The sequence below is a fragment of the Bhargavaea sp. CC-171006 genome (assembly GCF_009761675.1).
GTDB lineage: Bacteria > Bacillota > Bacilli > Bacillales_A > Planococcaceae > Bhargavaea > Bhargavaea changchunensis.
In genome coordinates this window covers 145,544-166,910 of sequence record NZ_QUZH01000027.1, presented here as the reverse complement: position 1 = coordinate 166,910, position 21,367 = coordinate 145,544, and the positions used below count along the sequence as shown (strand labels likewise).

The window sequence follows — 21,367 nt, the reverse complement described above, 5'->3', positions numbered from 1 at the left end:
ATGAATGAACTAAAATCGACAATGGCAGGTACAGTTTTCACCGTTGATGTGAATGCGGGGGATGAAGTGACAGCGGGACAGACGGTCGTCGTGCTCGAATCGATGAAAATGGAGATTCCGATCGAAGCCGAAAAGGGCGGCAAGGTGAAGGAAGTCCGGGTCAACATCGGTGATTTCATAAACGAAGGGGACACCATCCTCACATTCGAATAAAACGGCTGCTCTGCAGCCAAGGGAGGGGGAAGTGGAATGACAGTGAAAACAAACGAAAATGAGCGACTTGAAAAGTCACTGGAGCAGATTTTCGCAGGGGGACATGAGAAGTATCATGAAAAGCTGAAGGAGCAGGGCAAACTCTTCGTGAGGGACCGGCTCAAGCTGCTGTTTGATGATGGGGAATATACGGAAGACGCACGATTTGCAAACGTTGAGGCCGGAGATCTGCCGGCGGACGGAGTTGTGACAGCCACAGGAAAGGTCGGGGGGAAGACTGTCTGTGTCATGGCCAATGATTCCACGGTAAAAGCAGGTTCGTGGGGAGCCCGCACGGTTGAAAAAATCATCCGCATCCAGGAAACGGCGGAACAGCTGAAGGTTCCTTTGCTTTACCTCGTCGATTCTGCAGGAGCACGGATCACCGATCAGTTGGACATGTTTCCGAACCGCAGGGGCGCGGGGCGGATCTTCCACAACCAGGTACGCCTATCCGGCGTCATTCCTCAGATCTGCCTCCTGTTCGGACCGTCCGCAGCAGGCGGCGCCTATATCCCGGCGTTCTGTGATATCGTCATCATGGTTGACGGGAATGCTTCGATGTATCTCGGATCACCGAGGATGGCGGCAGAAGTGATAGGGGAAAAGGTAACGCTTGAAGAGATGGGCGGTGCCCGCATGCACTGTACGGTCAGCGGATGCGGGGACTGGCTGGCCGCAGATGAACAGGAAGCAATCGAAGCCGCAAAAGCCTATCTGGACTTTTTCCCGTCCAACTTCATGGAAAAACCCGAAGTCCGGACGCCTGTTCCGGTAATCGAAGGCCGCCCGCTCGGGGAGGTCATTCCGAAAAATCAGAACGCGCCTTTCGATATGTACGAGGCGATCGACAGGCTGATCGATGAAGGCAGCTTCTTTGAGATCAAGAAGCTGTTTGCTTCGGAACTCATCACGGGACTCGCCCGCATCGAGGGCCGCCCGGTCGGCATCATCGCCAATCAGCCGAAAGTAAAAGGCGGAGTGCTCTTTGTCGATTCGGCCGATAAGGGAGCGAAGTTCATTTCACTCTGTGATGCGTTCTCGATCCCGCTTCTGTTCCTTGCGGATGTACCGGGCTTCATGATCGGAACAAAGGTGGAACGTGCCGGCATCATCCGTCACGGCGCCAAGCTGATCTCCGCAATGAGTTCCGCGACGGTGCCGAAGATTTCTGTCATCGTCCGCAAGGCATATGGTGCCGGGCTGTACGCAATGGCCGGCCCTGCATTCGAACCGGATGCCTGCATCGCGCTGCCGTCGGCACAGATAGCGGTCATGGGTCCGGAAGCCGCGGTCAATGCCGTGTATTCGAACAAGATCCAGGCGATCGAAGATCCCAAAGAGCGGGTCCAATTCATCCAGGAAAAGCGTGAGGAGTACAAGGAACAGATTGATATCTATAAGCTGGCATCTGAGATGATCATCGATGATATCGTATCTCCCGACCACCTCCGCTCAGCGCTGGCAGCCAGGTTCAGCATGTATGCTACGAAAGAAGTCGCACCGCCACTTCGCAAGCACCCGGTCAATCCGGTATAATAGTACTGTATCAAGGCCTGCCCTCCGGCGGGCCTTTTCATTGGGGGAAGGAGTTTGGCGATGAGGATCAATGTAGCTGGAGCCGGAGCGGTCGGGATGCTGATCGGCGCACGCCTTGCCGAGGCTGGATTTGATATCCGGATGGTCACCAGGACTGCGGAGCAGGCGGCTGCCATCCTAAATGAAGGGATCCTGCTTTCAGCAGGGAGTGAAGAAAAAGTCTTCAGGGTCGATGCGACGGCGAGACCTGAGGCTGCCGGAGAGGGCGGTCTGACCATATTGGCCATGAAATCATATGACTTGGAGACATTTCTTGCGGGAGCCGGCGGAATAACGGGCCGGTCACCGCTGCTGTTTATCCAGAACGGGTTGGGGCATCTGACTTGGGCTTCCCGCTTTGGGGACAGGCCGGTTGCGTTCGGGACGGTCGAGCACGGAGCCAGGAAAACGGGCCACAGGTCGGTTGAGCACACCGGGGCGGGTCCTCTCCGGATCTCGGCTGTTTCCGGTGATTTTCACCCCTTCCACCAGCTGCTGACTGCGGATTCTCCAACTTTTCCTGTTTTCCCGGCGGAAGAGGAGCCGGAGCGGCTTCTCCTGAAAAAGGCCATAAAGAATTGTCTGATCAATCCGGTGACGGCTGTTGCCGGTGTCAGAAACGGATTGCTTGCAGAAGACCCCGACCTCCGTGCACTTCTTGTGCGGCTGCATGCAGAAATAACTGCGGCATTTCCGGAGGCTGCGGACGAAGTGACTCTGGACGAAGTGCTGTCGCTCTGCCGGAATACAGCGGATAACACTTCATCAATGCTGGCCGATCTCATTGCGGGCAGAAAGACGGAAGCCGATTCGATCATGGGCGGTGTCATAGCGCTTGCCCGGGATCGCGATGCCTCTCTTCCGATTTTGGCGGCGATGTATGACCTCGTCCGTTCAATGGAAAGGAGAGGACTCCGCTATGGCTAACTTCTTCTTTGGGACGGCAGGGTTTCTGATTGCCTTCCCGGCTGTTGCTTTCATGGTTCTCTTCACCGTATTCACCCGCCTGTACAAGGATCCTGCAAAGGGGTTCAACAGAGCCGCGGATTTTACGACATTTCTGCTGCTGCCGGCAGTGCCGGCTGTAGTGGCGGCTTTTACCGGTTACAGGATAGGATTCTATCTGGGCATCGCGGTGATCGTGTTTGCACTTTACATGACCTACCGGGAACGCAGGACGGAGCGTGAGCTGGAAATCGGCCCTCTCCTAAGGAAAATCTGGCGATTGCTTTTCCTGATCCTCTCTGCAGCCTACATGGCCGCATTCGTCATCGGTATCGGGGTCATGATTGCGGATTACACAGGAGGCTGAGCGGAATTTTTTATTAGGCTGATTGGGAATGCTATAATCGGATTCGATTAAAGAATACAAATGGGGTTTTCGACATGGAAATTGAACGACTGGACATCCGGCCGGCGGGTAAAGTGATGGACGCCTATTTGAACGACCCGGATTTTATCCATACATATTTTGACTATACTCCGGATGCAGCCGGCTACTCTGCCAGGCTGAAGGAACTCGAGAGCAGGTCGTTTGACCGTGAAGGACTCGGCAGGATCATCCGGGGGTTCATGGAAAAGGCAGGTCTGTCCGCTAAAGCGGAAACCCATCTGAGGGAACTTGAAGAAGGCGCTCCTGCAGTCGTCGGAGGACAGCAGGCGGGACTTCTGACCGGTCCGATGTACTCAGTGAACAAAGCCCTGTCCGTCGTCGCGGAAGCGCGCCGGCTCCGCGAAAAGCTGGGAACGCCTGTAGTTCCTGTTTTCTGGGTTGCCGGGGAGGATCATGATCTCCTTGAAATCAACCATGCCTATGCGATTGCGGATGATCGTACAGTGAAACGGCAATTCCCGGTTCCGTTCGGAGCTAAGACAATGGCGTCGGAGACTTTATTTGATCCCGCCGATATGGAATCGTATATCCGGGGCGTTTTCCGGGATTTTGGGGAAACCGCACATACCGAAAGCCTGATTGATACTGTTCTCGGCTGTTTGAAAAGCAATTCGACCTTTACCTCTTTCTTTGCTGCGCTTATGGCACGGCTCTTCAGTGAAGAGGGGCTGCTGCTGATTGATGCGGCCGATCCTGCACTCAGGCAGCTTGAAGCGCCCCATTTCGAAAACATGGTCAGCCGTTCGGCCGGGATTGCAGCCGGGGTGGCGGAAACGGAGGAACGCTTCGGGCATGACGGCTTTGACCGTCCGCTAGGTGCGGAAGAGGAGGATGCACATCTGTTCTACGTGGACTCCGGAGAACGGTTCCTTCTCAGACGGGAGGGCGGTCGATTTGTCAACAGCCAGTCTGGCTTCTCGTTTTCCGAAGAAGACCTGGCGGATATCGCCCGCGCGCATCCTGAGCGGCTCAGCAATAACGTTGTCACCAGACCGGTCATGCAGGACCTGATTATTCCTGTACTGACGTTTGTCGGAGGTCCCGGAGAAATCGCCTACTGGTCACTGTTGCGGCCTGCGTTCCGAGAGATGGGTATCCGTATGCCGGTCGTCGTTCCCCGTCAGTCCCTGACCATTATCAGCCGCCTGACAGCGGGCCTTCTCAAGGAGACCGGCCTGACTGCAGAAGATGTGCTGGCCGGCAAGGCTGAAGAAGAAAAACAGTCGTTCATCGAACGGATCAGCGACCGCGAAGCGGCCGGCCGGATTGCGGAAATGGAAGAACAGCTGAAGGCAGGATACCGTGAGCTTTCGTCCTCCCTGGAATCCAAGGGCAGAGATGTCCAGGAACTGATTGCGAGAAATATCGGGTTTCATGAACGGCAGTTCAACTACCTGAGAGAAAAGATTCGTGAATCGGTCCTTCTCGAACATGAGACGGCGATACGAAGGTACAGCCGCCTTGAAGCGGAACTGCTGCCGGAGGGCGGCTACCAGGAGCGGAAGTTCACCCCATTCCAGTACATGAACGAATACGGTCCCGACTTTATTGCCGACCTTTCGTCATCTCTGGCCGGACATCCGGGGGATCATCACATCGTCCGTCTTTGAATCACCATATTGGATCGACTGGCACCGCCTTTCATGAGGCGGTGTTTTTTATTTGCCCGTATATAAGAAAGCCGTGGATGGACAAACTGCTCTTACAGGTAATGGAAGTCGAGATGAAGCGTTCCGGGTTGACTTTGCTGGCTGGAATACCCGGTTTCTTTATGGTCGATTTAGCCCTTATGTGAAGGCGGTGCAGCTTAAATCCGATATAGAAATGAACTCGGCCGGATCCACATTTTCCGTTACCAAATTGTAATATAAGAGATTTGCAAAAACGGGTGGAGGAAAGTGGGGGGATGTGGTACATTAAGTTTACGATGTGGGGTGAAGGCACATGTTCATGGGCGAATATCAGCATACGGTTGATGCAAAAGGCCGGCTGATCATTCCGGCAAAGTTCCGCGATGATCTGGACGGCGGATTCGTCGTTACCCGCGGATTGGATAAATGCCTGTTCGCCTATACCATGGACGAGTGGAAAAAGCTTGAAGAAAAGCTGAAAGCTTTGCCTGTCACCAAAAAAGATGCCCGTGCATTCACCCGATTCTTCTTCTCGGGGGCAACTGAGGTGGAACTCGATAAGCAGGGACGCGTCAATTTACCTGCGAACCTTTTGAGTTATGCCGGCCTTGAGAAGGATTGCGTCGTGCTCGGGGTTTCCAGCCGAATCGAGATCTGGGCCAAGGAAGCCTGGGAAGGATATTTCGAGGAATCGGAAGACTCCTTCAACGAAATCGCCGAAAACCTCATTGACTTTGACATTTAAACCTACCGATGAAAGAAGGGAACGGACATGTTCGATCATGTGACCGTGCTGCTGAAAGAGACAGTCGACGGACTGAACGTCCGGCCGGACGGCCTCTATGTCGACTGCACACTCGGCGGCGGCGGCCATAGTGAATATCTTGTGCAGCAACTTGGAGAGGGCGGAAGGCTCATCTGTTTCGATCAGGATGAGACCGCCATCCGCCATGCCCGTGAGCGCCTTGCCGACCACCTGGACAAGATTACATTCGTCAGATCGAACTTCCGCTACCTGAAGGAAGAACTCGGACAATTGGGAATTACCGGCGTGGATGGTGTGCTTTATGACCTGGGAGTTTCTTCGCCCCAATTCGACACCCCGGAGCGGGGTTTCAGCTACCGCTATGATGCACCGCTTGATATGAGAATGGATCAAAGCGCCCCTCTCAGTGCCTATGAAGTGGTAAATGAATGGGCATACGGGGACTTGGTCCGCATATTCTACCGCTACGGCGAAGAGAAATTCTCCAAACAGATCGCGAGGAAGATTGAAGAAGCGAGAAAGGATCAACCGATCCGGACCACCTTTGAACTCGTGGAACTGATCAAGGCAGGCATTCCTGCGGCGGCAAGAAGAAAGGGCGGACATCCTGCAAAACGGATCTTCCAGGCCATCCGGATCGCGGTGAATGACGAACTGGGGGCGGCAGAGGACTCGCTGCAGGATGCAATCGGCCTTCTGAACAAGGAAGGACGGATCAGTGTCATCACGTTCCACTCGCTGGAGGACCGGCTGGTCAAGACGATGTTCAAGGAAGCATCCTCGCTGCCCGATCTGCCTCCGAACCTCCCGGTGATTCCCGAAGGAATGGAACCCGAGCTGAAGCTGATCACACGCAAGCCGATCCTGCCTACCGAAGAGGAACTGGAGAACAACAACAGATCCCATTCGGCAAAACTGAGAATCGCAGAAAAACAGAGATAAAACTTGACACACATAAAGAAAACGAGAAAAAACAATCCAAGGGGGACTAGTTACGATGGCGCTTGAAGCACGCAAGTTTGACCATGCTTACATACAGGAACCCGAGATCACCCGTGTACCGGCACCCGCGCCGGAGATACAACCGGAACGCAGAAAAAAATGGTTCACAAAAGGTGAAAAAACGCTGTTCGTAGCGTTTGTCGCCGCTGTGGCCATGTTTGCGGTTATCCTTCTTCAGGCGCAGTCATCCCTCAACGAGGTGAACAAGGAGATCCAGCTGATCCAATCCGATATCACGGAAACGGCCAAGCAAAATCATGATTTGTCCATTCAAGTGAGCGAGAAATCGACCTACGAGCGCATCTGGGGCAAAGCCCGCGAGCTCGGCCTGTCGCTCAATGAGAAAAACGTGAAGGTCGTGCCTGGGCAATGAAAAAGAAGTTTCGTTTCCAATGGGGAGCCTTCCTGATGTTTTGCGTCTATGGGGGGCTCTTTTTCCTTTTATTCTCAAGATTCCTATACATTCAGGTGACTGGCGAAGCCGAAGGTCAGCCGCTCCGGGCAATGGCCCAGGCAAAATACGAAAGGGAACAGGTACTGAGTGCAGACCGGGGCAAGATAGTTGACCGTTCGGGAAATCCGATTGCGGAAGATACCGTGAGCTACAAGCTGATTGCAGTTCTTTCCGAGAAGGCGAGCAAAGACGTCAAAGATGAGGATTGGCTCCATGTCATCGATCGGGAAAAGACGGCCCGGGCTCTGGCAGAGCATATCGACATGAGCGAGGAAGAAATTCTGGATCGGCTGAACCGCCAGGATGATCCCGGTGTGTACCAAGTGGAATTCGGGCCGGCAGGAAGGGATTTGAGCCATGATAAGATGAAGAAGATCGAGGCGCTCGACCTCCCGGGCATTCAGTTCGTGAAAGACAAGAAACGCTTTTATCCAAACGGGCCGTTTGCCTCGCACCTGATCGGCTTTGCGCAGAAGAAGGAGCAGGAAGACGGGTCTATGAAGACGATCGGGCAGATGGGTCTTGAAAAGACCTATGACGAACTGCTTTCCGGTAAAGATGGAAAGATGGCCTACGACAGTGACACATGGGGCTATCTGCTGCCCAGTGCCGAAAAGCAGGTGACCCCTCCGGAGGATGGCGCGAATATCAAGCTGACCATCGACAAGACGATCCAGAACTTTGTGGAGGATTCCATGAAGCAGGTGGAGCAAGAGTATTCCCCCGAGCGGATGTCGGTGATCGTCGCCAATCCGAAGACGGGGGAGATCCTTGCAATGAGCCAGCGGCCGACATTCGATCCCGGGACGAGGGAAGGGCTGTCCTCCAACTGGCTGAATGAGGCTGTCCAGTACACGATCGAGCCGGGATCGACGATGAAGATCTTCACCCTCGCTGCTGCGATCGAGGAAGGAGTCTGGAAGCCGGACGACTATTTCAAGTCAGGAAGTTACTCCATCTATGACACGACCATCTACGACCATAAACGGGAAGGATGGGGATGGATCTCCTTCAGGGAAGGCTTCCAGCGCTCCTCCAACGTCTCGATGGCGAACCTTCTGGAGCGGATGGGCGGGAAGGAGATGATGAATCATTTCCGGAACTTCGGCTTCGGGCAGAAAACCGGCATCGACCTCCCGGGAGAAGCGTCCGGGAGCCTGAACGATGTTGGACCCGTCGAGCGGCTGACTACGTCTTACGGGCAGGGATCGACCGTCACTCCCATCCAGATGGTGCAGGCCGCCACTGCAGTTGCAAACGGCGGAAAAATGATGCAACCCTATATGATCCGGGAAATCAAGGATCCGAACACAGGCAAAGTGCTCAGGGAAGGCCAGCCTGAGACAAAGGCCCAGCCGATTTCCGGGGAAACCGCGGAAACAGTGCTGGAGATGATGGAATCGACCATCACCTCCGAGAAAGGGACAGGAAAGATCTTTAAGTTAAACGACTATTCTGTCGCCGGGAAAACAGCAACTGCCCAGATCCCGGACGGCAAGGGCGGTTATCTCAGAGGAACGAACAATCTCCTGTACGGATTCCTCGGCATGGCGCCGGCAGACGACCCACAGCTGATCGTCTATGTGAACGTCCACCGGCCGAAAATCCCTGCCGGAGAGTACGGTTCCATCCCGGTATCGAAAATATTCAAGCCGGTCATGGAAAACAGCCTGAAACACCTCAATATCCGTCCTGATGAGGAACAGGCTGCAGGAGCGGCTTACCGGCTTCCTGAGTTTGCCGGTCAGAAAGCAGATTCAGCATCTGCAGAACTCTCGGAAAACGATATCCGTCCAATTTCTACAGGCGACGGAGGGAAAGTCGTTGCCCAGTTCCCTGCAGAAGGGACACCGGTCCTTCCGGAAAGCGTCGTTCTGCTCCAGACGGAAGGTGAAGCGATCATACCGGACTTTACCGGATGGCCAAAGCGAACCATACTTGCTTACGCATCCATGACCGGGATCCAGATTGAGATGAGCGGCGAGGGCTATGCCGTATCGCAGAGCGTTTCTCCCGGATCAGAAGGGGATACCTCTGCTCCGGTGGTCATTCAGCTTGAAACCCCGGAGGAGGGAGCCGCCGTATCCGGACAGGGAGAAGATCAGGAGGAAGAGCAACTTCCGCTGGACTAAGCGTCTGAATAGCACCTGCAGGCCTGTCATACGTTGTAAGAAAAACGTAAGGTGGGGAAAATGTGCGACGCTTTATCGAAGCCCGGATGAGAAAAAGGCTCCGTCTGGCCTTTCTCGTCCTCGCAGTCCTGTTTGCCGCACTGCTAGCGAAACTGTTCCATGTCCAGGTTGTCCGCAATGCCGAATTGACCGAAAAGGCGATGGAAAACTGGGATCGGGAGCTTCCGTTTGCCGGGAAGAGAGGAGAAATCCTGGACCGGAACGGCAACCGCATCATCGGGAATCGGATTGCGCCCACTCTCTACTTCATGCCATCCCAGAACCGGGATATTCCCGGTGCCGCAAAAGAACTTGCACCACTGATCGATGCGGATCCGAAAAAATTGGAAGAGCAAATGTCGAAAAGAGCGTCTATCATTAAACTCGCGCCTGAAGGCAAGAACATCCCCTATAAGACTGCCGTGCAGATAGGCAAGATAGGGATCCCCGGGCTCTATACGGGCGTCGACTATGTAAGGGACTATCCTTATGGCGATATGCTTTCCCGACTCGTCGGTTTTACCGGATATGACAACCAGGGGCTGGCAGGAATCGAGTATGCGTACGACAAGATGCTTTCCGGAAAAGGGGAAAAGGTCCGGCTGTTTACCGATGCCAAAGGCAACCCGCTGCCCCATGTCGCGGACGGCTGGGTCGAAGGCGGGGGAGGTGCCAATGTGGAACTGACAATCGATGTGCGCATCCAGGAAATTGTGGAGCGTGAACTTGAGCAGGCCATGCTGAAGTATGATGCTGCACAGGCGCTGTCGATCGTCATGGATCCTGACACGGGAGAGATTCTCGCCCTCGCCTCCTCCCCGAATTTCAACCCGGCGGACTATGCCTCCGTCGACCCGTCCATTTTTAACAGGAACCTGCCGGTTTGGATGACATTCGAACCGGGATCCACTTTCAAGATCATCACACTGGCCGCGGCGCTTGAAGAGGGGAAGGTGAACCTTGAGGAAGACCACTTCCATGACCCGGGCTATGCCCTCGTGGAAGGAGCCCGTCTGCGTTGCTGGAAGCGCGAAGGACACGGTTCCCAGACTTTCCTTGAAGTCGTCGAGAATTCATGCAACCCGGGGTTCATCGAACTCGGCCAGCGGGTCGGGAAAGATAAGCTCATGAAATATATCCGGGATTTCGGTTTCGGAGCAAGCACCGGTTCCGGAATTGCCGGCGAGGCGTCCGGCATCCTGTTTTCGGAAGAGGCGTTCGGACCGGTAGAACATGCGACTACCTCGTTCGGTCAGGGAATCTCCGTCACGCCGATCCAGCAGGTGCAGGCAGTGGCGGCAGCCGTCAACGGGGGAAAGATCATGAAACCCTATGTCGTAAGCCGTGTGCTGGATCCGGAAACACGCGAGCCGATCAAGGAGTATGGCCCGGAAGAAAAACGCCGGGTGATCAGCGAAGAAACGTCCAAGAAAGTTCGTGAATCGCTGGAATCTGTCGTCGCAAACGGTTCCGGACGAAATGCGTTCGTCGACGGCCTGCGCGTTGCCGGGAAAACAGGTACTGCACAGAAGGTTGAGGACGGCCGCTATAAGGAGGGTGACTACATCGTATCCTTTATCGGCTTTGCTCCGGCAGACGATCCGGATGTGTTGGTATATGTAGCGGTGGATAGCCCGAAAAATGAGGTCCAGTTCGGCGGAACGATCTCGGCTCCGATTGTCGGCAGGATCATCGGCGATGTTGCTGCGGTCCGCGGAATCGGACCCAGGAAAGGTCAGCTGGAGCGGGAATACCGATGGGGCGATCCCGTCCAGATCCGTGTTCCTGACCTGACAGGAAAAACATATGACGAAATCAGACAGATGCTGTACACTGTGAAACTGGAATGGCACGGATCAAAAGGCGGAACCGTCATCCGGCAGCTGCCGGAGCAGGGGACCCTCCTGGAAGAATCGGGAACACTCCACCTTTATGCCGGGCCTGAAAGAAAAGATTAACGATAAAAGGTGCTGCAACAGGCACCGCCGTTTTTTAAAGGAGAACGAGAATACATGACACTCGCCACGACCATCACGATCATTGCGATCGCCTTTATCATATCTGCGCTTCTTGCGCTACCGCTCATCCCGATGCTCAGGCGGCTTAAGTTTGGCCAGAGCATTCGGGAAGAGGGCCCGCAGGCCCACCTGAAAAAAGCCGGTACCCCGACGATGGGAGGTATCATCTTCATCCTTTCCATCATCGTGACTGCACTCGCCCTCGGCTGGATGAACGGTCTGCTGACCACCCAGACGATCGTCCTGCTGCTTGTCCTTGCGGGGTTCGGGCTGATCGGATTCCTGGACGACTTCATCAAAGTTGTCCTGAAGCGCAATCTGGGACTGACATCTTTGCAAAAACTGATCGGACAGATTGTCATCGCTGTCGTTTCTTACCTGCTGCTCCGGCTTGGGCCGTTCGAGACAACAGTCGGACTGCCTTTCACATCGTTGGAGATTGACCTGGGACCGTTTTATGTCCTGTTCCTCATCTTCTGGCTTGTCGGGTTTTCAAATGCAGTCAACCTGACGGACGGCCTGGATGGACTTGTCGCAGGCACTTCTTCTATCGCCTTTGCGGCATTTGGGGTACTGGGACTTGTTTACGGGCAGGAAGACCTTTCTCTGGTTGCATTTTCTGTGACCGGTGCGCTTCTGGGGTTCCTTCTCTTTAATGCCAACCCCGCCAAAATTTTCATGGGGGATACCGGTTCACTGGCGCTCGGCGGTATTTTGGCGATGCTGTCAGTGCTGATGAAGCAGGAACTGCTCCTCCTTCTCGTAGGCATTGTATTTGTCATCGAGACGCTGTCCGTCATCCTGCAGGTGATTTCTTTCAAGACGACGGGCAAGCGAATCTTCAAGATGAGTCCGATCCACCATCATTTCGAACTGTCCGGATGGTCCGAATGGAAAGTTGTCATCGTTTTCTGGACAGCAGCGCTTGCAGCTGCACTTATTGCGGTATTGCCGGAGGTGATCTGATATGAAACCGATAGACCAATTTGAAGGCAGCCGCGTGCTCGTGCTGGGGCTTGCCAAAAGCGGTTCTGCCGCTGCGCGGCTCCTGAGCCGGCTTGGCGCCGACGTAACGGTTAATGATGCCAGAGGAGAAGATCCTGAAGCTGCACCACTTCGTGAACTGGGCGTCGAGGTGATTCTCGGCGGCCACCCGGAAAACCTGCTTGAAAGGGGATTTGACTACGTCGTCAAAAATCCGGGCATCCGATATGACCACCCCGTCGTTTCGATGGCGGTGGAAGCCGGCATACCGGTCTGGACCGAAGTGGAGCTGGCATATCTGATCAGCGAAGCCCCGTTGCTCGGTGTCACAGGCTCCAACGGAAAGACGACGACCACAACGCTCCTGTACCATATGCTCAACATCGGCGGCAAGAATCCGCTGATTGCAGGTAATATCGGAACGCCGTCATGCCTGGTCGCTGCAGATGCGAAGCCGGATCAGGCCGTCGTCATCGAACTGTCCTCGTTCCAGCTGATGGGCACGGAGCGATTCCGGCCGAAAATCGCTATCTGGACCAACCTTTACGAGGCGCATATAGATTACCACGGGACTTTCGGAGAATACGGGGAAGCAAAATTTAATATCACCCGCAACCAGCTGCCTGAGGACGTGCTGATCTATAACGCCGACCAGAAAGCCGTTGCGGAATACGCAGCGAGGTCCCGTGCAAGAAAAATCCCATTCACGCTGTCCGGCCGTTCAGATGAAGGCATCAGCGCAGACGGGGACGCGGTATACTGGTACGGGGAACGTTTGCTGGACCGTTCCGCCATTCTGCTGCCGGGACGCCACAATCTGGAAAACATCCTGTCGGCGACGGCAGCAGCCCTTACATATGGCTGTCCGCTGGATGCAATCAAGGACGTCCTCTCTTCCTTCTCGGGAGTCCGGCACAGGACGCAGTTTATCCGGGAGTGGAAAAAACGCAGATTCTACAATGACTCAAAAGCGACCAACACCCTCGCGACGAAAAGTGCCCTTGAAGCATTCGAAGGTCCTGTTGTTCTTCTTGCAGGAGGATTGGACAGGGGGCATTCATTCGAGGAACTGCGTCCGTTCATGGACCGGGTCAGAGAGATTGTCGTCTTCGGAGAAACAGCCGGCCGGCTCCGTGAATTTGCTGAATCGTGCGGAGTCGAGAAAATCCATGATGCTTCAGACATCGAGCGGGCAACTGAAATCGCTGCCCGTGTTTCCGAGGAAGGGGACACCATTCTGCTGTCTCCCGCCTGCGCAAGTTGGGACCAGTATGAAAGCTTCGAGGTACGGGGCGACCGCTTTATCGAAGCTGTCCGGAAGCTCTGACATCCGGGCAGTCAAACCGATCCATAACAAGGAAGGATGCATGCACTGGAAAAGAAGCTCCTGATCCTGTTTGCCTCCGCTGCTGCAGCGCTCAGTCTTCTGGGAATCATGTTTGTCCACTCTGCAGGGTCTTACTGGGGTGAGATCCATTATGGAGATACCCTCCCGTTCGCCCTGAAGCAGGGAATCTATCTTGCCGTGGCATTGGCCGCGGCTGCATTTATCCTCCGTTTCAGGGGAGTCGGGAACAAAAGGTTCTGGAATGCCGTCTACATCTTGTCTATCATTCTTCTGGTCGGCGTGCTGATTCCGGGAATCGGAGCGGTGCGCAACGGCTCGCAGAGCTGGATTGCATTGGGGCCGATCAGCCTCCAGCCGGCAGAATTCACGAAGATCGCCGTAATCGGCAAACTTGCCTCCATGCTGGGGGAACAGCGGGGCCGCAAGGTGTTCAGGCTCTCGCATCTGACAGTGATTTTGCTGCCGGCAGGTCTGATCATGCTTCAGCCGGACTTCGGTTCTATGATGATCATGACTGTTTCCGCATTCTGCGTACTCCTGATTGCCGGTTATCCGCTGAAGTTCTTTTTCGGACTTGGAGCGGCCGGAGCAGCCGGCATTACGGCGCTGATTGCTGCTGCGCCATACCGGCTCGACCGGATCAAAGCTTTCCTTGATCCGTGGAGCGACCCTCTGGGAAGCGGTTTCCAGGGGATCCAGTCCCTTCTCGCCGTGGGACCCGCAGGCCTGCTCGGATATGGATACGGCCAGAGCCGGCAAAAGTATCTTTATCTTCCTGAGCCGCAAAACGACTTCATCTTTGCCATCATAGCCGAGGAAATCGGATTTATCGGTTCTACTGCTGTGATCCTTCTTTTCTTTTTGCTGACTGCCTCAGCTTTCGGACTGGCGGCACGACAGCGGGATCCATTTTCACTTCAAATGGTATCGGGGATGGCGGCCATGCTGGGTTTTCAGTCTTTCCTCAATATCGGGGTTGTGACGGGTCTGCTTCCCGTAACGGGCGTCACCCTGCCGTTTATCAGTTACGGCGGATCATCTTTGCTTGCCGCCTGGATTGCGGCAGCCCTCATCCTGAGATTCGGATCCGGTGGGGGAAAGGGCTGAAAGGAGGCCTTCCGTATGGATAAAGTGATTGATATTGAAGACCGCATTCCTTCGCTAAAGGAGAGGAGAAGGCGAAGGACGAACCGGAACTTCATTTTTCTGTTCGTCCTGTTCCTCCTGCTGCTTGCGGTTCTTCTATACTTCCAATCACCGCTCAGCAAAGTGAGGGAGATCCGGGTGGAGGGTGCAGCCCTTCAGGGCGAGGAGGAATATATCCGGGCATCCGGCATCCGGAAAGGAGACGCTCTTTGGGGATTCAGCGCCGGTGAAGCGGAGCGGTCGGTAAAAGGCCTGAAAGGGGTTGAAGGGGCGGAAGTCATCAGGAAAGACTTCCGTGATGTTGTTATCCGAGTGGACGAGTTCCCAATCGTGGCCATCATACAGGGTGAATCAGGTTTCAATCCGGTATTGGCAGACGGATCAGTTTTCGACCGGATATCCGATACACCTCCCCCCGCTCCGATTCTCGCTGACTTCGGCGAAGCGGAACAGATGAAGAAGATGGTAAAGGAACTTGAAAAACTACCTGCCTCCATCACTTCCCTTATATCAGAGCTGAAATATACCGACAACGGCTCCATCACTGCGTTTATGACAGATGGGTATGAAGTCCGGGGTGTCATCTCCGGATTTGCCGAGAAGATGGAGTACTATCCATCCATCGTTGCACAGCTTACGGAAGAGGGAAAAGGGGTCATCGATCTCGAAGCAGGAGTGTACTTTACCAGCTATGAAAAAATTTATGGTGACGGAGAAAGCGAGAGTGACGGAGAGGGGCAAGGCAGTCCTGAAGGGGAACCTGAGGAACAGGAAATTGAAATTCCATGAACAGCCGGCATCCGGCAAAACTTGGCCGGCATCTCGCCGTTCAATAAGTTGCTAGAACAAGCCTTTTACGTTTAAAGTAGAGATGGACCGGGAATTGAAGGTTTTTAAACATAATTTACGAATATACTTAACATTGACTTGAGAATGAAATAGAATGATGTTTAAGAGGATCAGAAGGAGGTGCCATCCGTGAGTCAGGCCGATATGTATGTTTCACTCGACATCGGTTCCTCCTCCGTTAAAGTGCTGATCGGGGAAATGACGGATCGTTCGCTGCACGTAATCGGAGTCGGAAATGTAAAATCAGAAGGCATCCGGAAGGGTGCCATTGTAGATATAGATGCGACTGTCCAGTCCATCCGGAAGGCAGTTGAACAGGCCGAGCGGATGATCGGAATGTCGATCCGGGAGGTCGTGCTGGGAATCCCGGCCAATCAGGTCATGCTTCAGCAGGTGAAGGGCGTCGTGGCGGTGAACAGCGAAAACCGCGAAATTACGGACGATGATCTTGACCGGGTCATGAGATCCGCGGAAGTGATGATTCCGGCGGAGCGGGAGCTCATCAACATCATCCCGCAGCAGTTCATCGTCGATGACCTCGATGAAATCAAGGATCCGCGCGGCATGATCGGTGTGCGCTTGGAGATGGATGCAACGCTTGTGACGACGTCGCGCACGCTGCTTCACAATATCCTCCGCTGTGTCGAGAGGGCAGGCCTCCAGATTCGGGAAATTTACCTGCAGCCGCTTGCTGCAGGGTACTTCGCCCTATCGGAGGATGAGAAAAGCCACGGGACCGCCTATGTCGATATCGGCGGCGGTTCGACGACGGTCGCCGTATTCGGTGACGGCCGCCTGATATCGGCGGGCGTCATTCCTGTGGGCGGCGACCATGTGACGAAAGACCTGTCGATCGTTCTGAAAACGACGACAGAACAGGCGGAACAGATCAAGCACCAGTACGGGCACGCATATTACGATGATGCTTCCGAGGATGAACTGTTCGAGGTGCCTGTTGCGGGCATGGAAACGAAAGACCAATACAGCCAGAAGTATATCTCGGAAATCATAGGCGTCCGCCTTGAAGAATTGTTCGAGATGGTACTGGACGAGCTGTACCGGATGAATGTCCGGGATCTGCCTGGCGGGATTGTCCTCACAGGCGGTACTGCCAAGCTTGAAGGTCTTCCGCAACTTGCAAGGGAAGTTTTGCAGACCCGTGTGCGGACCTATGTGCCGGAATTCATCGGCGTCCGCGAGCCGAAGTACTCATCTGCGGTCGGCCTCATCCGCTATGCCCGCATGGAAGACGAATTCTTCGGCCAGCGCGGGGAATCCCCGTTTGGCGAAGCGATGGAGGCGGCAGCCACGGCTCCTGCGAAAAAGAAAAAAGAACCACGGGAAAAGGACGGCCAGGACAAGGTCGTCAACCGTATGAAAAGAATCTTTGATAAGTTCTTTGATTGACCGGAAGTCACCCGTACATCCATAGGAGGAGAAACCATGCTGGAATTTGATACTAATATTGATGCGCTCGCCGTCATCAAAGTCATCGGCGTAGGCGGCGGCGGCAATAACGCAGTAAACCGGATGATCGAACATGGCGTTCAGGGCGTGGAATTCATCGCAGTCAATACCGATGCCCAGGCTCTCAAGCTGTCCAAAGCCGAAGTGACGCTCCAGATCGGCGAAAAGCTGACACGGGGACTCGGTGCCGGCGCAAACCCCGAAGTGGGGAAGAAAGCGGCTGAAGAAAGCAAAGAACAGATCGAGGAAGCACTTCGCGGAGCGGATATGGTGTTCGTCACTGCAGGAATGGGCGGCGGCACCGGGACAGGTGCTGCGCCTGTCATCGCCCAGGTGGCCAAGGACCTCGGTGCACTGACTGTCGGTGTTGTTACCCGCCCATTCACATTCGAAGGCCGCAAACGTTCCACACAGGCGATCGGCGGCATTGCTGCCATGAAGGAATCGGTCGATACACTGATTGTCATCCCGAACGACCGCCTGCTCGAGATTGTCGACAAGAACACGCCAATGCTTGAGGCATTCCGTGAGGCCGACAATGTTCTGAGGCAGGGTGTTTCGGGCATTTCCGACCTGATCGCTGTTCCTGGCCTCATCAACCTCGACTTCGCAGACGTGAAGACGATCATGCAGAACAAAGGCTCCGCATTGATGGGGATCGGTGTCTCTTCAGGCGAGAACCGGGCATCAGAGGCTGCCAAAAAGGCCATCTCAAGCCCGCTGCTCGAAACTTCGATAGACGGCGCCAAGGGTGTCCTGATGAACATCACAGGCGGATCGAACCTCAGCCTGTTTGAAGTGCAGGAAGCTGCCGATATCGTTGCCAGCGCTTCCGACGAAGAGGTCAATATGATTTTCGGTTCGGTGATCAACGACAATCTGAAGGACGAGATCGTCGTTACGGTCATCGCTACAGGCTTTACAGAAGAGCAGCTGACCCAGCGCAACACGCGGGGCGGAGGCTTCAGTGCGGGACGTGTACAGCAGCCTGTCCGTCAGGAACGTCCTCAGCAGCCGGCTCCTTCCCGTAACGATTATCGTGACCGTGACGACCAGGGCGGTCACTTCCAGCAGGAAGCGCCGCAGCGTCAGAGCCAGCAGCACCAGGAAGATACCCTGGATGTTCCGACATTCCTGCGCAACCGCAGAAGAAGATAATATAGAATCCGACAATGTTCAACAGCCCTTTCCGTAATAAAACGGAAAGGGCTTTTTGCATGGTTCTGAAATCATTGCTGCCTTAAGCGAGGAGATGCCCCTTATCCTGTCGGCTCCTGTCCGAATTTTCAGGGCTGCCTGTACCGGATTCCGACAGAGCCTGCAGACTAGGCGTGATACGGTATGGACAAGGGAGGGGGAGCCATGTACGGAGAAGTGGCAATTGCGGTAAACTCGGCATTCAATTATCTCATTCTTTCATTCGCGGACAAGGTTTGCCGGCGGCCTGCCGGCAAGTGGAGGCTGCTGGCTGCGGCGGTCGCGGGGGCGCTTCCGGTGGTTTTATTCGGGGGGGCTGCCGTCCCGACGGCAGCAGCTTTCCTGGCGATGATCATGATCGCCTTCGGACTGCATCGGAATTCGGCGCTGAAGGGAGCAGGGGCGACGCTGACGGCAGCCCTATTCGCCGGCGGCCTTCTGAATGTGGTAAATCCGTCTGAGTTTGGGATGGGCGGCACAGCAGCCATATTCACATCCTGCCTGTTTGCCTCGGGAGGTCTTCATATGCTCGCTGTCAGATGGCGAGGTGCCGAAGAAGATTCTGCCGCGGCGGGCTACCGGGTCGATACCGAGCTCGAATTATTCGGCAGCAAAATTCCGATTTCGGCGTTTGCCGATTCCGGCAATGCCTGCTCGGAACCCCTATCCGGTGCTCCGGTCCATTTTATTGCTTACAGGTCTGTAAAAGAACAGTTGCCAGAAGAAATCCGAAGAGCCCTGGAAAACCTGCCGAAAGAAGGCATTCCTGATCTGGCTGTTTTTCCGCCCGAGGTCAGGGTCCAGATTCGCCCGATCCGGCTCAGGACCGTCGGCGGAAGCGCCTGGGCAGTCGGATTCAGGGCAGGCAAATGGACCGTGGACAATACGGAAGATGCCAGGATTGGGGGATACTTCGTCCTTACCGAGAATGATGCCGAATATCCGCTTGGCGCAGATGCCATCCTCCACCGCTCCTCCCTCATTCATCTTAAGGAAAGGGGATCGACAGATGCTGACAGGTCTTAAAAAATGGATTGCGGTGCTCCTTCAGACCATCAAGAAAGACGGGACATACTATATTGGGGGCCACGAATCACTTCCGGTCCCGCTCACCAAGGAAGAGGAAGAAGAAACGCTTCGAAGATTCATGGAAGGAGACCGGGAGGCCCGGGACCGTCTGATCGAGAAGAACCTGAGACTCGTCGTATACATCGCCCGCCGATTCGAAAACACGAACACGCATATCGAAGATCTGATCAGCATCGGCGCCATCGGGCTGATCAAGGCCATCGAAACCTTTGACACAGAAAAGAAAATCAAGCTCGCCACTTATGCATCCCGCTGTATCGAAAACGAAATCCTCATGCATCTCAGAAAGACCAGCCGCATGAAATCGGAAGTATCGTTCGACGAGCCGCTGAATTCGGATGCTGATGGCAATGAGCTGCTCCTCTCCGATATCCTCGGGACGGATGAGGACATCATCACCGATGACGTAGAACGGAAAATCGAACGCCAGCACGTTGTCGAGGCGATATCTAGGTTAAATGACCGGGAGCGCTATATCATGGAATGCCGATTCGCTCTTGGCGGCAAAGAAGAGATGACCCAGAAGGAAGTCGCGGACCACCTGGGGATTTCCCAATCCTATATATCAAGGCTTGAGAAGAAAATTATCAGTGATTTGAGAGGGCTGCTGAACCATCCGGTGAGCTGATGGATGAAATTGGCGAGGGTCATCGGGGAATAGGAGACCGGCCTCCGGACAGACTGTAGGGAAACAGAGAAAAGTCAAATGTCCGGAGGATGATGAGATGTCCAACATGAAAGTGGAGATTTGCGGAATCGACACATCAAAGCTCCCTCTCCTGTCCCATGAAGACATGCGTGAAACATTCAAACGGATGCAGGCAGGTGACCAGTCTGCCAAAGATGATCTGGTCATCTGTAATCTCCGGCTCGTTCTGAGCATCGTACAACGGTTCGCCTACAGGGGGGAGCAGGCAGATGATCTGTTCCAGGTAGGCTGCATCGGACTTCTGAAATCCATTGATAACTTTGATCTTAAGCATAATGTGCGTTTTTCTACCTATGCCGTACCGATGATCATCGGTGAGATCCGAAGACACCTCCGGGACCATCATCCGGTCCGGGTGTCACGTTCGCTCCGGGATATCGCCTACAAGGCGATGAAGGCAAAAGAGCAGTTTGTCCACGAGCAGCTGAAGGAGCCTACTCTTGATGACCTCTCGAAGATGACAGATATTCCGTCTGAGGATATCCTGTTTGCACTGGATGCCATCCAGGACCCGCTGTCACTGCATGAACCGATCCACCATGACGGTGGAGATCCCGTGACCATGATGGACCAGCTGCAAGACACACTTGTTAATGAAGACCGCTGGCTGAACTACGTCTCGGTCAAGGAGACGGTCAGCAAAATGGACGCCCGGCAGCAGAAGATATTGTCCAAGCGCTTCTACTACGGAGAGACCCAGACGGAGATCGCACGGGAACTCGGAATTTCACAGGCTCAGATTTCCAGGCTGGAGAAGCATGCCATCGGGATCATCCGGGAGACTCTTGACCAGGAAAAAGACAAAGAAAAGAAAAAGCGGTAGCTATACGGCCATTCCAGAAAACCCCGGTTTTGTTCAGTATGGACGGAACCGGGGTTTTTATATTTTATATAACGGTTTTTGTCTCGGTGCCGGACGTAATTTTATCTTTTCCCGGGAAATGGGGAGCCGGTCATAAGACATGATGGGCAAGGGCTCTTTTCCAGGAGTGTCCGGCATAAGATGTACGGGAGGGGTCCGTTTTGAAATTTTCTGATCTGCAGAAAAAAGAGTTCATCGAGGCCGGAAGAGGCCGTCAGCTCGGCTATGCGGTCGATGCGACGATTTCCACGGATGACGGGACGATCGAATATTTTCATGTTGGCGGAATGGAGAAGATGCGACTTTTCGGAAACTCTGAAGCACCCGTGAAAATTCCGCTCCGCCGGGTGATGGTCATCGGCAAGGATGTTGTCCTCGTTGATGATGCGGCCAAAGAATAGGGATGTAGAAGTCATTGAAAAAGCGCACACGCCTTGTTACAATGAATAAA

The 21,367-nt window shown here is 54.4% G+C and carries 20 protein-coding genes; all 20 read left to right on the top strand.

Translation table 11 applies throughout. The features are described 5' to 3' along the window. A complete protein-coding gene (locus DZC51_RS12945; RefSeq protein WP_157296560.1) occupies positions 1-213 on the top strand; it encodes an acetyl-CoA carboxylase biotin carboxyl carrier protein subunit in 213 nt (70 codons plus the stop codon). 36 nt (positions 214-249) lie between these two features. Further along, positions 250-1,791: an acyl-CoA carboxylase subunit beta gene (locus DZC51_RS12940; RefSeq protein WP_157296557.1), complete on the top strand. Its 1,542-nt coding sequence runs from the start codon at positions 250-252 to the stop codon at positions 1,789-1,791. Between the two features lie 60 nt (positions 1,792-1,851). Further along, positions 1,852-2,757: a ketopantoate reductase family protein gene (locus DZC51_RS12935; protein WP_157296555.1), complete on the top strand. Its 906-nt coding sequence runs from the start codon at positions 1,852-1,854 to the stop codon at positions 2,755-2,757. Beyond that, positions 2,750-3,142 carry a DUF3397 family protein gene (locus DZC51_RS12930; RefSeq protein WP_157296553.1) on the top strand — a complete coding sequence of 131 codons (393 nt, stop codon included), beginning with the start codon at positions 2,750-2,752 and terminating at the stop codon, positions 3,140-3,142. Before DZC51_RS12935 ends, DZC51_RS12930 begins: the two co-directional genes overlap by 8 nt. 74 nt (positions 3,143-3,216) lie before the next feature. Continuing rightward, a complete protein-coding gene (gene bshC / locus DZC51_RS12925) occupies positions 3,217-4,833 on the top strand; it encodes a bacillithiol biosynthesis cysteine-adding enzyme BshC (RefSeq protein ID WP_157296551.1) in 1,617 nt (538 codons plus the stop codon). Positions 4,834-5,167: 334 nt separating this feature from the next. Then, the gene (gene mraZ, locus DZC51_RS12920; RefSeq protein WP_157296549.1) at positions 5,168-5,599 is read left to right on the top strand and encodes a division/cell wall cluster transcriptional repressor MraZ; all 432 of its coding nucleotides are present in this window, start codon (positions 5,168-5,170) and stop codon (positions 5,597-5,599) included. 27 nt (positions 5,600-5,626) lie between these two features. Further along, complete coding sequence (rsmH, locus tag DZC51_RS12915) at positions 5,627-6,562, top strand: 16S rRNA (cytosine(1402)-N(4))-methyltransferase RsmH (RefSeq protein WP_157296547.1); 936 nt, start codon at positions 5,627-5,629, stop codon at positions 6,560-6,562. Between the two features lie 55 nt (positions 6,563-6,617). After that, entirely contained in the window at positions 6,618-6,995 is a 378-nt protein-coding gene (gene ftsL, locus DZC51_RS12910) for a cell division protein FtsL (protein ID WP_157296545.1), read from the top strand. A 35-nt stretch (positions 6,996-7,030) separates the two neighbouring features. Beyond that, positions 7,031-9,208 carry a penicillin-binding protein gene (locus DZC51_RS12905; protein WP_232524137.1) on the top strand — a complete coding sequence of 726 codons (2,178 nt, stop codon included), beginning with the start codon at positions 7,031-7,033 and terminating at the stop codon, positions 9,206-9,208. A gap of 62 nt (positions 9,209-9,270) precedes the next feature. After that, positions 9,271-11,205 carry a penicillin-binding transpeptidase domain-containing protein gene (locus DZC51_RS12900; RefSeq protein WP_465252471.1) on the top strand — a complete coding sequence of 645 codons (1,935 nt, stop codon included), beginning with the start codon at positions 9,271-9,273 and terminating at the stop codon, positions 11,203-11,205. Positions 11,206-11,259: 54 nt separating this feature from the next. Beyond that, positions 11,260-12,231 (top strand): phospho-N-acetylmuramoyl-pentapeptide-transferase, encoded by a 972-nt coding sequence (mraY, locus tag DZC51_RS12895; protein WP_157296541.1) that lies wholly within the window; start codon positions 11,260-11,262, stop codon positions 12,229-12,231. Position 12,232: 1 nt separating this feature from the next. Next, positions 12,233-13,576, top strand: coding sequence for a UDP-N-acetylmuramoyl-L-alanine--D-glutamate ligase (murD, locus tag DZC51_RS12890; RefSeq protein ID WP_157296540.1), 1,344 nt, complete (start codon positions 12,233-12,235; stop codon positions 13,574-13,576). Between the two features lie 36 nt (positions 13,577-13,612). Continuing rightward, positions 13,613-14,704 carry an FtsW/RodA/SpoVE family cell cycle protein gene (locus DZC51_RS12885; RefSeq protein WP_157296539.1) on the top strand — a complete coding sequence of 364 codons (1,092 nt, stop codon included), beginning with the start codon at positions 13,613-13,615 and terminating at the stop codon, positions 14,702-14,704. 15 nt (positions 14,705-14,719) lie between these two features. Then, positions 14,720-15,532 carry a cell division protein FtsQ/DivIB gene (locus DZC51_RS12880; protein ID WP_157296537.1) on the top strand — a complete coding sequence of 271 codons (813 nt, stop codon included), beginning with the start codon at positions 14,720-14,722 and terminating at the stop codon, positions 15,530-15,532. A gap of 189 nt (positions 15,533-15,721) precedes the next feature. Next, positions 15,722-16,999: a cell division protein FtsA gene (gene ftsA / locus DZC51_RS12875; RefSeq protein WP_157296536.1), complete on the top strand. Its 1,278-nt coding sequence runs from the start codon at positions 15,722-15,724 to the stop codon at positions 16,997-16,999. Between the two features lie 36 nt (positions 17,000-17,035). Continuing rightward, the gene (gene ftsZ, locus DZC51_RS12870) at positions 17,036-18,217 is read left to right on the top strand and encodes a cell division protein FtsZ (RefSeq protein ID WP_157296533.1); all 1,182 of its coding nucleotides are present in this window, start codon (positions 17,036-17,038) and stop codon (positions 18,215-18,217) included. A 204-nt stretch (positions 18,218-18,421) separates the two neighbouring features. Then, positions 18,422-19,282: a sigma-E processing peptidase SpoIIGA gene (locus DZC51_RS12865; protein ID WP_157296531.1), complete on the top strand. Its 861-nt coding sequence runs from the start codon at positions 18,422-18,424 to the stop codon at positions 19,280-19,282. Continuing rightward, complete coding sequence (gene sigE, locus DZC51_RS12860) at positions 19,266-19,973, top strand: RNA polymerase sporulation sigma factor SigE (protein ID WP_008297311.1); 708 nt, start codon at positions 19,266-19,268, stop codon at positions 19,971-19,973. The genes DZC51_RS12865 and sigE overlap by 17 nt, the downstream gene beginning before the upstream one ends. Before the next feature lie 97 nt (positions 19,974-20,070). Next, complete coding sequence (sigG, locus tag DZC51_RS12855) at positions 20,071-20,877, top strand: RNA polymerase sporulation sigma factor SigG (RefSeq protein ID WP_157296529.1); 807 nt, start codon at positions 20,071-20,073, stop codon at positions 20,875-20,877. A gap of 200 nt (positions 20,878-21,077) precedes the next feature. Continuing rightward, the gene (locus tag DZC51_RS12850) at positions 21,078-21,317 is read left to right on the top strand and encodes a PRC-barrel domain-containing protein (protein ID WP_157296527.1); all 240 of its coding nucleotides are present in this window, start codon (positions 21,078-21,080) and stop codon (positions 21,315-21,317) included. The last annotated feature ends 50 nt before the right edge of the window (positions 21,318-21,367 follow it).